Source organism: Bacteroidota bacterium (genome assembly GCA_038746285.1).
Classification (GTDB): domain Bacteria; phylum Bacteroidota; class Rhodothermia; order Rhodothermales; family JANQRZ01; genus JANQRZ01.
In genome coordinates this window covers 93,325-106,153 of the sequence record JBCDKT010000002.1, presented here as the reverse complement: position 1 = coordinate 106,153, position 12,829 = coordinate 93,325, and the positions used below count along the sequence as shown (strand labels likewise).

Annotated in this window: 10 protein-coding genes; 3 read left to right on the top strand and 7 right to left on the bottom strand. The window is 68.9% G+C overall.

What is annotated here, in order from left to right:
* Positions 1-120 precede the first annotated feature (120 nt).
* Positions 121-3,486: a right-handed parallel beta-helix repeat-containing protein gene (locus tag AAGI91_01255; protein ID MEM1041234.1), complete on the bottom strand. Its 3,366-nt coding sequence runs from the start codon at positions 3,484-3,486 to the stop codon at positions 121-123.
* 124 nt (positions 3,487-3,610) lie between these two features.
* On the opposite strand from AAGI91_01255, the gene AAGI91_01250 reads away from it, so the two are divergent.
* Positions 3,611-4,663, top strand: coding sequence for a hypothetical protein (locus tag AAGI91_01250; GenBank protein MEM1041233.1), 1,053 nt, complete (start codon positions 3,611-3,613; stop codon positions 4,661-4,663).
* 303 nt (positions 4,664-4,966) lie between these two features.
* Positions 4,967-6,508, top strand: coding sequence for an AbgT family transporter (locus AAGI91_01245; GenBank protein ID MEM1041232.1), 1,542 nt, complete (start codon positions 4,967-4,969; stop codon positions 6,506-6,508).
* Positions 6,509-6,671: 163 nt separating this feature from the next.
* On the opposite strand, the gene AAGI91_01240 is transcribed toward AAGI91_01245, so the two are convergent.
* The 6 genes from AAGI91_01240 to murC all read right to left on the bottom strand — a co-directional run bounded on the left by AAGI91_01240 (position 6,672) and on the right by murC (position 12,140).
* Complete coding sequence (locus tag AAGI91_01240; GenBank protein ID MEM1041231.1) at positions 6,672-7,037, bottom strand: TerB family tellurite resistance protein; 366 nt, start codon at positions 7,035-7,037, stop codon at positions 6,672-6,674.
* 83 nt (positions 7,038-7,120) lie between these two features.
* A complete protein-coding gene (locus AAGI91_01235) occupies positions 7,121-7,543 on the bottom strand; it encodes a BLUF domain-containing protein (GenBank protein MEM1041230.1) in 423 nt (140 codons plus the stop codon).
* A 62-nt stretch (positions 7,544-7,605) separates the two neighbouring features.
* On the bottom strand, positions 7,606-8,808 hold the full coding sequence (locus AAGI91_01230) for a CaiB/BaiF CoA-transferase family protein (protein MEM1041229.1): 1,203 nt from the start codon (positions 8,806-8,808) through the stop codon (positions 7,606-7,608).
* A 2-nt stretch (positions 8,809-8,810) separates the two neighbouring features.
* Positions 8,811-9,572 carry a ParA family protein gene (locus AAGI91_01225; GenBank protein MEM1041228.1) on the bottom strand — a complete coding sequence of 254 codons (762 nt, stop codon included), beginning with the start codon at positions 9,570-9,572 and terminating at the stop codon, positions 8,811-8,813.
* 128 nt (positions 9,573-9,700) lie between these two features.
* A complete protein-coding gene (locus tag AAGI91_01220) occupies positions 9,701-10,531 on the bottom strand; it encodes a helical backbone metal receptor (protein ID MEM1041227.1) in 831 nt (276 codons plus the stop codon).
* A 97-nt stretch (positions 10,532-10,628) separates the two neighbouring features.
* Positions 10,629-12,140, bottom strand: a complete 1,512-nt coding sequence (murC, locus tag AAGI91_01215; GenBank protein ID MEM1041226.1) for a UDP-N-acetylmuramate--L-alanine ligase — start codon at positions 12,138-12,140, stop codon at positions 10,629-10,631.
* Between the two features lie 219 nt (positions 12,141-12,359).
* On the opposite strand from murC, the gene AAGI91_01210 reads away from it, so the two are divergent.
* A complete protein-coding gene (locus AAGI91_01210; protein MEM1041225.1) occupies positions 12,360-12,821 on the top strand; it encodes a hypothetical protein in 462 nt (153 codons plus the stop codon).
* Positions 12,822-12,829 lie beyond the last annotated feature (8 nt).

Genomic DNA, 12,829 nt, shown 5'->3' with positions numbered 1-12,829 from the left:
TTGGCGCATTCGCACTGTCGCCTATGGCTTTTCTGTTAGCCCGCCCCAACGCGGGCGCGTCCCGCCGAGGCACGCTCGTGCGCGCTCGGCGGGACGCCCGGCAGCGAAGCGCAGACACCGTCAGCGCGCCAGCGTCACCCGCTCCACCGCCGCGTACCCACCCGCCACCATCCGCACCAGGTACACCCCCGAGGCCAGCCTCCCCGCCTCCAGCTGCACCGCGTGACGACCCGCCTCCAGCGGCGCGTCCACCAGCACCGCCACCTCGCGCCCCAGCACGTCGTAGACCGACACCCGCACCGACGCCGCCTCCGGCAGCGCGAAGCCCACCGTCGCCGAGCGCGTGAACGGGTTCGGGTACGCCGCCGCCAGCGCGAACTCGGACGGCAGCGCCTCCGACGCCGCCTCCAGCTCACCCTCGGCCTCCTCGAACGTCGGCCACGGCGTCGCCTCGGTCACCGCCCACGCCTCGGCCCCGCCCTCGCGCGCCGCGCCGGTCACCGTCACGGTGAACGTCTCCGTGTCCACGATCAGGTTGGGGAAGTTGCCGATGTTGAGGTCGTAGGCGTACGTCCCCGGCGGCGTGAAGCCGGGCACGGGCTGGGTGTAGCTGCCGCTGAAGGTCTGGCCGCCCGGCAGCGTGCCGGAGACGATGATCCCGTCGAAGCCGCCGGGGCTGGCGGCGAACCAGAGGTCGCCGGTGGCGGGGTTGGCGGTGTTGTTGGCGATCGTGTAGTCGAACGAGACCGAGCCGCCGGGGGCGACGGTGAGTGGGCTGGTGGCGGCGGCGACGAGGTCGAAGTTGGCGGGGGGCGTGAGGGCGGAGGCTTCGTCGGCCCCCATGTAGGGCGGGGTGCCCCGGTCCTCCCCGTCGATGTCGGTCGGGACCTCCGCGAGCGGCGTGCCGCCGAGGTCGTCGTCGCCGTCGGACGAGCCGGTGAGGTGGAGGTCGCCGCCGGGGGCATCGGCGAAGGTGACGGTCTTCGAGACGGAGTTGGCTCCGAAGCCGGTGCCCGCCTGGTAGGCGGCGAGGTCAGTGTAGTTCACGCTGCTGATCCGGGCGAGCGAACTGCCAGTCGTGAAGAGGGCATTGTGGTCGGCCTCGGCGATGGCGCTCGCGCTCGCCTCGAAGGCGAAGCCGCCCGCGCTGTGGTAGAGGATGTTGTTGAGCACCGTCACGTCGCTCGCGTTCGGGACCCAGAGCACGCGCTCGTCCTTCGAGAAGAGCGTGTTGTGGAGCACGCGGACGAAGCTCGACCCGCCGTCGATCCGCACCGGGCGGTCGGCGCTGACGAAGTTGTTGGCAACCAGGCACGGCTCGGCCTCGGTGCCGTCCACGCGGAGGTTGATCCCGTTGAAGCTCGGCACGCCGAGCGTGATCCGGTTCTCGGTGATCGTGCAGCCGCCGTCGCCGTAGAAGAGCTGGAAGCCGCCGCCCTCGTCGGAGGTGACCGTGTTGCCCTGGACGGTGATGGCCGGGGCGTGGGCGAACATGGCCGTGCTGCGGAGGTCGGTGAACGTGTTGCCGGAAACCTCGGCGTCCTCGTTGCGCGCCCCCGGGTTGTCGGTCGGGCTGAGGCGGAGGCCGTTGGTGCCGTCGATGAACGTGTTGCCGGTGAAGCGGGCGCGGTCGTGGCCGCCAGTCGCGTTGTCGATCGTGGCGACGAGTTCGGCCCCGCCGGGGTTGCCGGCCGGTCCGACCCACACGATGCCTTCGAGGGTGTTGTCGCGGACCGTGAGGTCGTCCACGCCCTCGCCGTCGGGGCCGTCGTCGAGGACGATCAGGCGGCCGATGTTGTTGGTGCCGGTAGCCTCGAACTCCAGGCGCTCGATGGTCACGAAGTCGGCCCCGTCGAGGAGGAGGATGTAGTTATCGGCGCTGCCCGCAGCCGCGTAGCGGAGCGTCGGGCGCGGGAAGCCGGGCTGGTCGATGAAGTTGCCGCGGAAGGTGACCGGGTCGTCGGCCGCGCCGACGCGCTCGAAGTCCTCGATGACGGCCTGCCCGGTGTAGTCGAAGGCGAGGATGTCGAAGAGCACGGGCGCGCTGATGCCGCGCGCGTTGAGCGCGGCAATCGCCTCGAAGGGATCGTCGAAGTCGCTGAGGCCGGGGACGCCAACCGAGTAGGTGCCTGCGAGCGGGGAGAGGTCCTCGCCCTCGTCGGCACCCATGTACGGCCTCGTAGCGCTGCGCGGGTCGCCGTCGATGTCCTCGGTGATGCCGACGGGCAGGCCGAGCAGGTCCGGGTCGCTGACGGAGCCTCCGGCGAGGTGGAGGTCGGCGCTCTGGGCGTCGGCGAACGTCACCGGGACGGCGACAGAGTTCAGGTCGAGGTCGGTGCCGTCCTGGTAGTCGTCCAGGGTTAAGTAACTCTCCCCGTCGTCTTCCACCAGCACGTCCCCCGTCGTGAAGAGGTCGTTGTAGTCGCTCGTTCCCGCAAAGGGGCCGTTAACGCGAAATGAGAGGGCAGGGCCGCCTGTCTCGTTGATCAAGAGGTTGTTCTGGATCGAGATATCTGATCCGTCCCCAGACGTGCTAGCACTTTTGAGTGCGCGTCCAGCGCTCGTGCCGTAGACGTATACCGTGTTATGGAAAAAGTCTACACTTGCGCTTCCCGTCAAGTCTACGCCTTCATCGAGGCCGGAGCTCGACTCGACCGCGAAGAAGTTGTTGGCGATGAGTGCCGTGGTACTGCCACCAGCGAACAGCGCCCTATTCTGAGCATCGACTACGTTGTCGGTGATCTCGCCTGTACCGCTGAATAAGATCCCGGTATACAAATCTGTGTTTGGCCTCGAAGAGATCATGTTCGCGCTGAGGGTCGTTTGGTCCACGCCACTGGTGACGTCTACTCCGAATCTAAGTTGGTCTTCGAATACGTTGCCGATGACGTCCAGGCCCGTACTGTTGCCAAGGGTAAAAAACTGGTCTAGGTCGAGCCCGCCGTAGCCCGAAGTGAACGTGTTGCCGGTGAACGTGAGGTTGTCGTGGGAACTGGGGTCCGCCCAGACGAGCGAGCCGCTGTCGGTGAGGGCCCCGATACGGCCCGAGAAGGTGCAGCCGTCCACGGTAATGTCAGAGGACGTGCCTTCGATGACCAGGATGCGCCCGAAGGCATCGTTGTTGGCCTCGATGAAGTCGATGTCGCGGAAGGTCACGAACTTTGTGTTGTTGATGCGCCAGACGTAGTTGGCCGAGGCTGTCGCGTCGACCTTGATTGTGGCGCGGTTGCTCGGGTTCTCGGAGCGAATCTCAAAAGTGTTCGTGGCCGAGGTGCCGAGTGCGCCGGGGTTGATCTGATCGCTGTAGACGCCGGGCCGGAGCAGGAAGGTCACCGGTCCGCCGAGGCCGAAGTCGTCGAGGTCGCTAACGGCTTCGCTGATGGTGGCGTAGTCGGGGCTGGCACCGCCGATGGTGTAGGTGCCGCTGAGCTGCGCCGAGGCTGCCGTGGGCAGCAGGAGCGCGAGGGTCAGGAGGAGAGCGCGCATGAGTCGTTGGGATGGAGGAAGAAGGTGTGCTGCCGGGTCATGCGTCGCGCCCTCGCCGATTGGGTCATCCGGTTCCAGATCGCCCCTGGCCGCGTCGTAGCTTCCGCTTCTCATGCCCACGCCGATGCGCCTGCTTCTCGTTTTTCTTCTCGCCCTCGCCGCCTGCCGCAGCGCCGACCCGCCGCCGGCCGCACCGGCCGAGGCCGAAGTGCAGCGCCTCCCGCTCGCCGGCCCCTGCGCCGCACCCCTCGCCGAACTCTCCGGCCTCGCCTGGTTCGGCGACGATCTCGTCCTCCTGCCGCAGTACCCCGGCCGCCTCTCGGCGGCGTCGGACACGCTCGACGCCGAGGGTGAAGGGCGACGGACCGGCGCGCTCTGCGTGCTGGCGCGGGCCGACCTCGTCGCATTCGTCGAGCGACGCTACCGGGGCGTGCTCCGGCCCCGGCTCGTCCCGTTCGAGACGGCGGGCGTGGCCGGACAGGCCGAGGGCTACGAGGGCTACGAGGCGATTGCCTTCCGCGGCGACCGGGTCTACCTCGCCATCGAGTCTGCCAAGAGCGAGGCCATGCAGGGCTACCTCGTTGAAGGCACGGCGCAGCGCACGCCGGACGGTCGGCTCGGCGGCGTCCGGCTCAACGCGCCGTCGCTCGTCGCGCTGCCGGTGCAGGCGCGGGTCGCCAACCTGAGCTACGAGACGCTGCTCGCGACGCCGCGCGGGATCGTCGCGCTCCAGGAGGCCAACGGTGCCGCCGTCAACGCGGTGCCCGAGGCCTACCTCTTCGACGCCGCGCTTGGCCTCCGCGACTCGCTCGGCGTGCCGACGCTCGAGTACCGCCTCACCGACGCCACGACACTCGACGCCGAGGGGCGCTTCTGGGCCATCAACTATTTCTATCCCGGCGACCGCGCCACGCTCCGTCCCGGCCCTGACTCGCTGGCGATGCGGTTCGGAACTGGGACGACGCACCAGCGGCAGGCGACCGTCGAGCGGCTCGTCGAGTTCCGCGTCGCCGGCGACCGGATCGTGCGGACGGCGCGCCCGCCGGTCCAGCTCCGGCTTCTCGACGGCGCGGCGCGCAACTGGGAAGGCCTCGCCCGGCTCGGCGACCTCGGCTTCCTCCTCGCCACCGACAAGCACCCGGAGACGATTCTAGCCTTCGTCGCCGTTCCTGGGTGAGTGCGGGAGTGTGGGAGTGTGGGAGTGTGGGAGTGTGGGAGTGTGGGAGTGTGGGAGTGTGGGAGTGTGGGAGTGTGGGAGTGTGGGAGTGTGGGAGTCAAGCAAAACCACGAAAACTACCGAGGCCGTCGCGCGCTGCGCCAGCGATCTTCGCCCATCCGCCCATCCGCCCATCCGCCCATCCGCCCATCCGCCCATCCGCCCATCCGCCCGTTCTCCCCGTTCCTCCCACTCCGCGCCGCAGGCGCACCCTCCCAGTGCTACCTTCCGGGCTTCTGACCGTGCCCTAGCCCTCGCGTCCTGATGGAAACGCCCACCCAGACCCAGCCGAAAGGCTTCGCCCGCTTCCTCGGCGTGGTCGAGCGCCTCGGGAACGCGCTGCCGCACCCGGCGACGCTCTTCGCGCTCTTCGCCGGCCTCGTGATCGTCTTCTCGTGGGTCTTCAGCCTGCTCGACATCGAGGCCGTCATGCCGCGCACGGGCGAGGTCATCCGCCCGGTCAACCTCGTCTCGACCGAGGGGCTGCACCTGATCCTGACCGAGATGATCGACAACTTCACCGGGTTCGCGCCGCTCGGGACGGTGCTCGTGGCGCTGCTCGGCATCGGGGTGGCGGAGCGGAGCGGGCTGATCGGGACGAGCATCCGGCTCCTCGTGCTGAGCGCGCCGCCGCGGCTCTTGACGTTCGTGATCGTGTTCGCCGGCATCCTCTCGAACACGGCGAGCGAGGTCGGCTACGTGCTCCTCGTCCCGCTGTCCGCGATCATCTTCCTCGCCGTCGGGCGCCACCCGATTGCGGGCCTCGCGGCGGCCTTCGCGGGCGTCTCGGGCGGCTACTCGGCCAACCTACTGCTCGGCACGATCGACCCGCTCCTGGCCGGCCTCTCCGAAGAAGCCGCCCGCATCATCGACCCCGAGTACCTCGTCAACCCAGCGGCGAACTACTACTTCATGTTCATCTCGACCTTCTTCATCGCCGCGGCCGGGACGTGGGTGACGGAGAAGATCGTCGAGCCGCGCCTGGGTACGTTCAAGGGCGAGGTGGAGGCCGAAGAGATCCACGACCTCACGGCTGACGAGAAGCGCGGCCTGTGGTGGGCGCTCGGCTCCATCGTCGTGCTGACGGCGCTTGCGCTGTGGGGGCTGATCCCGGAGGGCGGCTTCCTGCGCGACCCCGAGACGGGCGGCGTCCTCCGCTCGCCGTTCATGCAGGGGATCGTGGCCGTCATCTTCATCACCGCGAGCGTGGCGGGCATCGCCTACGGGCTAGCGGCCAAGACGCTCAAGAGCGACGCCGACGTGATGAACGGGATGGGCGACGCGATGTCGACGCTCGGGATCTACATGGTGCTCGTGTTCTTCGCGGCGCAGTTCGTGGCGTACTTCAAGTGGACCAACCTCGGGCTGATCTTCGCCATCAACGGCGCGGCGGGCCTGGAGGCGCTCAACCTCGGCCCGATCCCGCTGATGATGGCGTTCATCCTGCTCTCGGCCGTCATCAACCTCGCGATGGGCAGCGCCTCGGCCAAGTGGGCCATCATGGCCCCGGTCTTCATCCCGATGTTCATGATCCTCGGCTACTCGCCCGAACTCGTGCAGACGGCCTACCGCATCGGCGACTCGACGACCAACATCATCTCGCCGATGATGAGCTACTTCGCCCTCATCATCGCCTTCGTCGAGCGCTACGACAAGAAGGCTGGGATTGGGACCGTCGTGGCAACCATGCTGCCCTACACGTTCGTCTTCCTGGCGATCTGGATGGTGCTCCTCGCCGTCTGGCTCGTCTTCGGCCTCCCGCTCGGCCCCGGCGCGCCGATGTTCATCGAGGCCGCGGGGGGGTGAGTGGGAGGAGTGGGAGTGTGGGAGTCAAGCAAAACCACGAAAACTACCGAGGCCGTCGCGCGCTGCGCCAGCGATCTTCGCCCATCCGCCCATCCGCCCATCCGCCCATCCGCCCATTCCTCCCACGCCTTTCATGAGCGCGCCGCAGGCGCATCCCCAACCCTCACGCCCACGCGCGGCGGATGCGGCTGATCACGTCGGCCTCGCTCACGCTCAGCGAGCCGTCGGCGCGGGCGACGTGGCCGAGGTCGGCGAGCACGCGGCGCTGGAGGTCCGGCGTGAGCGCGTCGCCTAGCGCCGCCGCCAGGGCCTCGGGCGTGCCCACCATCCCGCTCCTCGCAGCCTTGAACGCCGTATCCACCACCGACTCGACGGTGTCCACGGTGAGGTAGGGGAGCCACCGCTGGACCAGGTCGACGACCACATAGCGCTCTGCGGGGTCGAAGTCGTCGTCGGCCCCGTAGGCCACCGAGAGGTGCAGCAGGACGAGGGTATGGAGATGCTGGGGGTGGAGCGAGGAGTCGGGCATGGCGCAGCGAGAAGGGAGAGGTGGGTCCCTAAACAACGCATTTTGCCGAGAACTAGCAAGTCCTAATCCTCATCCAATTCCCCTCAGGCAGCGAACGAGTCCCGGAAGTCCAGGAGCAGCTTGTAGACCAGCCCGCCGCGCGCGTCGGCGGCGCTCGGGACCGACGGCTCGGACAGGAAGACGTTGAGCGCGCGGCGGTCCACGGCCGGGAGCTTGTCGGTGTTGCAGAAGCCCATCGCCTGCCCGGCGAACTGGCGCACCGAGGTCGGGCGGTCGACGAGCCGGATGAGGCGCCGGTGGCGCGGGTCGCGGCGGATGCGGGCGTAGGCCCGGTACACGGCGCTCGGCGGACCTTCCAGGGTCTGGATGAAATGGCCGTCCCGGTGGAGCAGCATCCCGGTGATGCCTGCCGCCTCGTTGTTCCGTCGGCTGACGCGGACGAGGCGGTCGAGGTCGTGGTCGCTGAAGGGGTGGGTCGCGGAACTGACGTAGACGATGTAGACCAAAGCGGGCAGCCTCCTGGGACGGTACGGATCGTCCTCCGGCTATCGGCGATGGAGTGGCTACGCTAAGTCTCGCGCACCTCGACCACGCCAGCCCGTCGCAGGCGCTCGACGGTCTCCTCGTCGGTCCCGAGCCGCTCGGCGAGCACCGTCCGGGTGTCGGCAGCGTAGCGCGGCGGCGGGGTGAGCGTCTCTGCGATCCCGCTACCCGGCTGGAACGCGACGTGCCGCACGCCCGCAAGCGCCTCGTCGCGCACCACGAGCGCCTGCGCGGCGGGCTGCTCGAACACGGCCGGCAGGTCGTTGACCGCGCCCGCCGGGACGTGCCGCTCGGCGAGGGCGGCGAGGAGCCGGTCGCGGTCCCACGCCGCGATGCGCTCGGCGAGGAGGAGGTCTAGGAAGGGCCGGTTCCGCACGCGCTGGGCGTTGGTGGCGAAGCGGGGCGCTCCGGCAATCGCGTCCATCTCCAGCACCTCCCCGAGCGCCGCGAACTGCCGGTCCGTCCCGATGGCCAGCACGACGCCCTCGCCGTTCGCCGTCTGGAAGACCGTCCCGTAGGGCGCGATGTTGGGGTGCGCCGAGCCCATGCGCTGCGGCGCGTGCCCGCCCGTGAGCCAGTTCGTCGCCTGGTTCGCGAGGGAGGCGACGGCAGATTCGAACAGCGAGACCGTGAAGCGGCCGCCTCGTCCCGTCCGCTCGCGCTCGAGGAGACCGACGAGGAGCGCCTCTTTGAGTTGGTGCGCCGCGAGGACGTCGACGAGCGCGACCGGCATCTTGACGGGCGGCCCGCCGGCCTCACCGTTCATGAACGTGAACCCGCTCTCGGCCTGCACGACGGCGTCGTACCCGGCTCGGTCGCTGCCGGGTGATCCCTGCGGATAGCCTACGACTTCGGCGTAGAGCAGGCGCGGGTTGGCCGCTGCGAGCGTCTCGAAGTCGGCCCCGAGCTTGGCCGCGTCGCCCGGCTTGTACGAACTCACGACGATGTCGGCCTGCGCCGCGAGGTCGCGCAGGAGCCGCTGCCCCTCGGCCCGCCGCAGGTCGATCGCCACCGACTGCTTGCCCCAGTTGGCGGCGGCGAAGTAGGCCGACCGCTCGGCCGCTGCGTCTTCGGTCGGGAGCGTCCAGCGGCGCGTCACGTCGCCGCCCGTGGCCGGGTTCTCGACCTTGATCACGGCCGCGCCCAGTTCGGCGAAGAACTGCCCGACGCTCGGGCCGGCGAGGACGCTCGCCAGTTCCAGCACCACGAGATCGGCGAAGACGGCCATCGCTAGGCGGTGACGAGTTCGTCGTAGAGCGCCACGAATGCCTTCGACAGCGGGTGCTTCGGCGCGAAGTGGACGAGCGGGGTCTCGGCCTCGTGCGACTCGCGCATCTTCACCGACGCCGGGAGCAGCGTCTCGAAGAGCGGCAGGTCCTCGGCCTTGAGTTCGTCCACGATCCGGCGCGGCAGCTTGGCCTGCTTCTGGAACTGGTTGACGATGATGCCCTCGACCCTCAGTGCCGGGTTATGATCGGCCTTGACCTCGGCGACGTTGTTGAGGAGGTGGTAGAGCGCCTCGCGCGCGAAGCTGTCGCAGTCGAACGGGATCACGCAGGTGTCAGCCGCGATGAGAGCCGAGAGCGTGTAGAAGTTGAACGCGGGCGGCGTGTCGATGAAGACGGCGTCGTAGGCACCGAGCGCGCCGAGGCCGTCGCGGAGCTTGTTGATCTTGTGCTTGGCCTCCAGGCGGCTCTGGAGGTCCGTCAGCGCAGGCGACGCCGCGACGAGATCGAGGTTGTCGTACGGCGTGTGGAGCACGAACTCGCCGAGCCTGGACTCCGTCAGGTGGAACGAGAGGAACTGCTCGAAGAACCCCGCGACGGTCGTCTCGGGCTGCGCGTCGCCGAGGAGGTACTGGGTCGCGTTGCCCTGCGCGTCGAGGTCGAGGAGGAGCGTGCTCCGGCCGCGCCGCGCGCTCAGCGCCGCGAGGTTGACGGCGATGCTGGACTTGCCGACGCCGCCTTTCTGGTTGAAGATGACACGTCGCATGGTCAGGAGCGAGGGAACGGAAGAGCGGCCGAGAGACGGAGAAGATAGCGCCCCGGCCGCTCTCCACGCCCGCCCGTAGGGGCGTAGCATGCTACGCCCTGGCCTGGTTCATATCCCCGTCGAACAGGCTACGCGCCCAGCCGCCCGCGCAGGGCGGCGAGATACGGCGGCATCAAGCGCATCCGGCTGCCGTACCACGAGAACAGCTCGCCGTCCACGAGGTGCACCGCCGCGCCCGGCACCGCGGCCCCGACCTCGGCGAGGTGCTTCTCGCGGAACGGAAACGGCTCCGACGACAGCAGCACGACCTCCGGCTCGGCCGCTGCGATGGCGTCGAGAGTGACCTCCGGGTAGCGCGTCTGCTCGCCGAAGACGTTGACGAGCGAGGCCCGGCGCAGCACGTCGTGGACGAACGTGTCGCCGCCGACCGTCATCCAGGGAGTGCGCCAGATGAGGTAGGCTGCCTGCACCGGCGGCTGCGCGGCGAGGCCGTCGAAGCCGCGCGCGACGGCGTCCGCCAGCGCCTCGGCACGGTCGCTCCGCCCGACGAGAGCACCGACCGTGCGGATCATCCCGAGCGCGCCCTCCACCGTTGCCGGGTCCGTCACGAAGACAGGGGCTAGCTCGTCGAGGGCTTCGACCTGCTCGCGGACGTTCTCTTCGAGGTTGGCCAGGACAAGGTCAGGCTCCAGCGCCGCCACCCGCTCCGCGTTCACGTTCTTCGTCCCGCCGACGATCTGCTTCCGCTTTTTCCACCCCGCCGGGTGGACGCAGAACCGCGTCAGCCCGACCACCTCGTCGTCGAGGCCGAGGTCGGCCAGGAGTTCCGTCTGGCTCGGGACGAGCGATACGATCCGGCGCGGCAGGGTGCCGAGCGTGACGGTCCGGCCGCGCGCGTCGTTGAGGGTGCGTTTCGGCGTGGAGAGGATGGGAGGAGTGGGAGGAGTGGGAGGAGTCAAGAAAAGCCTAGAAAGTTACCGAGGCCGCCGCGCTCTGTGTCGACGCTCATTCTTCCCGTTCCACCCATTCTACCCATTCCGCGCCGTAGGCGCACCCTCACCCCTCGACGGTCTCGCGCTCGCGGAGGGCGGCCAGCAGCTTCTGGTTCAGCCCGCCGAACGAGCCGTTGCTCATCACGAGGGCCACGTCGCCGGGCCGGAGTTCGCTGAGGAGGTGCGGGAGGAGCGCGTCGGCGTCGGCGCAGGCCGTGGCCGGGACGCCCTGGCTGCCGATCTGCTCGACGACAGCGTCCACGTCGATGAAGTGCGCCGGGTCGTCGTTGTGGCGGAGCGGGGGCGCGCTGAGGAAGACGGCGTCGGCTTCGGCGAGAGCCTCGGCGTAGGGGGCCTCGAAAATCTTGCGCCGGCTGGAGTTGGAGCGCGGCTCGAAGACGGCGACCGTCCGGCGGCTCGGCCAGCGCTCCTGCACGGCGTGGACGGTCGCGCCGACTGCCGTCGGGTGGTGGGCGAAGTCGTCCACGACGGTCACGCCGCCCACCTCGCCCAGAATCTCCTGCCGCCGCTTCATCCCCTCGAACGACGCGAACGCGGTGACGATCTCCTCGGGCGTCAGGCCCTCGTCGAGCGCCACGGCGCAGACGCCGAGCGCGTCGAAGCGGTTGACCCACCCGCTCATCGGGAGGAAAATCTCCGTCAGCGGCTCCCCGCCGTCGGCGACGGGGAAGGGCTTGAGGACGAGCCGGAAGCGCTGCCCGCCGTCGACCGGCCGGATGTCGGAGGCCGTGACGTGGTCGTCGTAGTCCTGGAGGCCGAAGAACTGGACCCGTGCCGCCGTGTGGTCGGCGAGGGCGCGGACCTCGTCGTCGTCGCCGTTGAGCACAAGGAGGCCGTCCTCGGGCAGGAGCCCGACGAAGGCCCGGAAGGCGTCGCGGTACTCGTCCCAGTCGGCGTAGATGTCGGCGTGGTCGAACTCCATCGAGGTGACGATCGCGCTCGCCGGCCGGTAGTGCATGAACTTAGGCCGCTTGTCGAAATAGGCCGAGTCGTACTCGTCGCCCTCTACGATGAAGTGCGCGCCCGTGCCGGCGGCGCAGGTCGCGCCGTAGTTTGTCATCACGCCGCCGATGAAGAAGCCGGGGTCGAGGCCGGCGTGGCGGAAGACGTGCGCCATCATGCCGGCGGTCGTCGTCTTGCCGTGCGTCCCGGCGACGACGAGGCTGCGGCGGCCGTGGAGGAAGAAGTAGGCGAGCGCCTCGGGCAGCGACAGTTGGACGAGGCCATGCTCGCGGGCGTAGGTCGCCTCCGGGTGGGTCGGCACCGAGGCGTTGCCAATTACGACCACGTCCGGGGCCGGGTCCAGGTGGGCCGGGTCGTAGCCCTCGTCGATGGCGATGCCGAGGCCGGCGAGGCGCGTGCTCATCGGCGGGTAGGCCGCCTCGTCCGAGCCGCGCACGGCGTAGCCCGCCTCGGTCAGAAGCTCCGCGAGCGCCCCCATCCCCTTGCCGCAGATGCCGACGAGGTAGACCGACTCGATGGCGTCCAGCGGCGGCACGCCCGGCCGGTCGAAGATGCGGAGGTCGGCGTCGGGAAAGTCTTCGAGGCGGCGCATGAGCGGGCGGCTGGAGTGAACCGCAAAGGTACGGACTGCGGAAACGAGAGTACCTATCTTTCCAGAGTATTGCCCACCTGCAACTTACCCAGCGGACACCCTATGGACGAGAAGAAAACACACCCCGAGGGCAACAGGCCGCACCGCTCGATGCCCTCGCGCCGGACCCTGGGCTAGAGGCACTCTCAGCCAGCTTCCTATTCCCGCTCAATCACTAAAATGGATCACGAACTCGAAGCCCCCGAAATAAAAGGACGACGGCTCTCCTACGGCTCAAGCGTTTGGAGCGGCACCCACCTCTTCGTTGACGGGGAGCGCGTGAAGCTGAAGCAAGGCGAAACCGAAGTCGTCGACGCCAACGGAACAGCACACCGGGTCCGGATGCGCACCCGTCTACTCGACCCGTCTCCTACCTTCACTGTCAATGAGCGAACCATCGAGACAGCCTCGCCCCTCGCGTGGTACGAGTATGCGTGGTGCGCACTCCCGGGGCTGCTCGTGTTTGTCGGAGGCTTGCTAGGCGGGGCCATTGGAGGTGGCGCTGCGTATCTCAACGTTCACCTCTTCAGAACAGAGGAGGCCGGGGCCAGGAGGTACGTGTTGACAGGCCTCGTCTCTGCCGGAGCCTTCATGCTGTTCTTCGCGCTGGCAACAGCACTCTCAAGCGCCCTAGGGAGGTGAAACCGGCC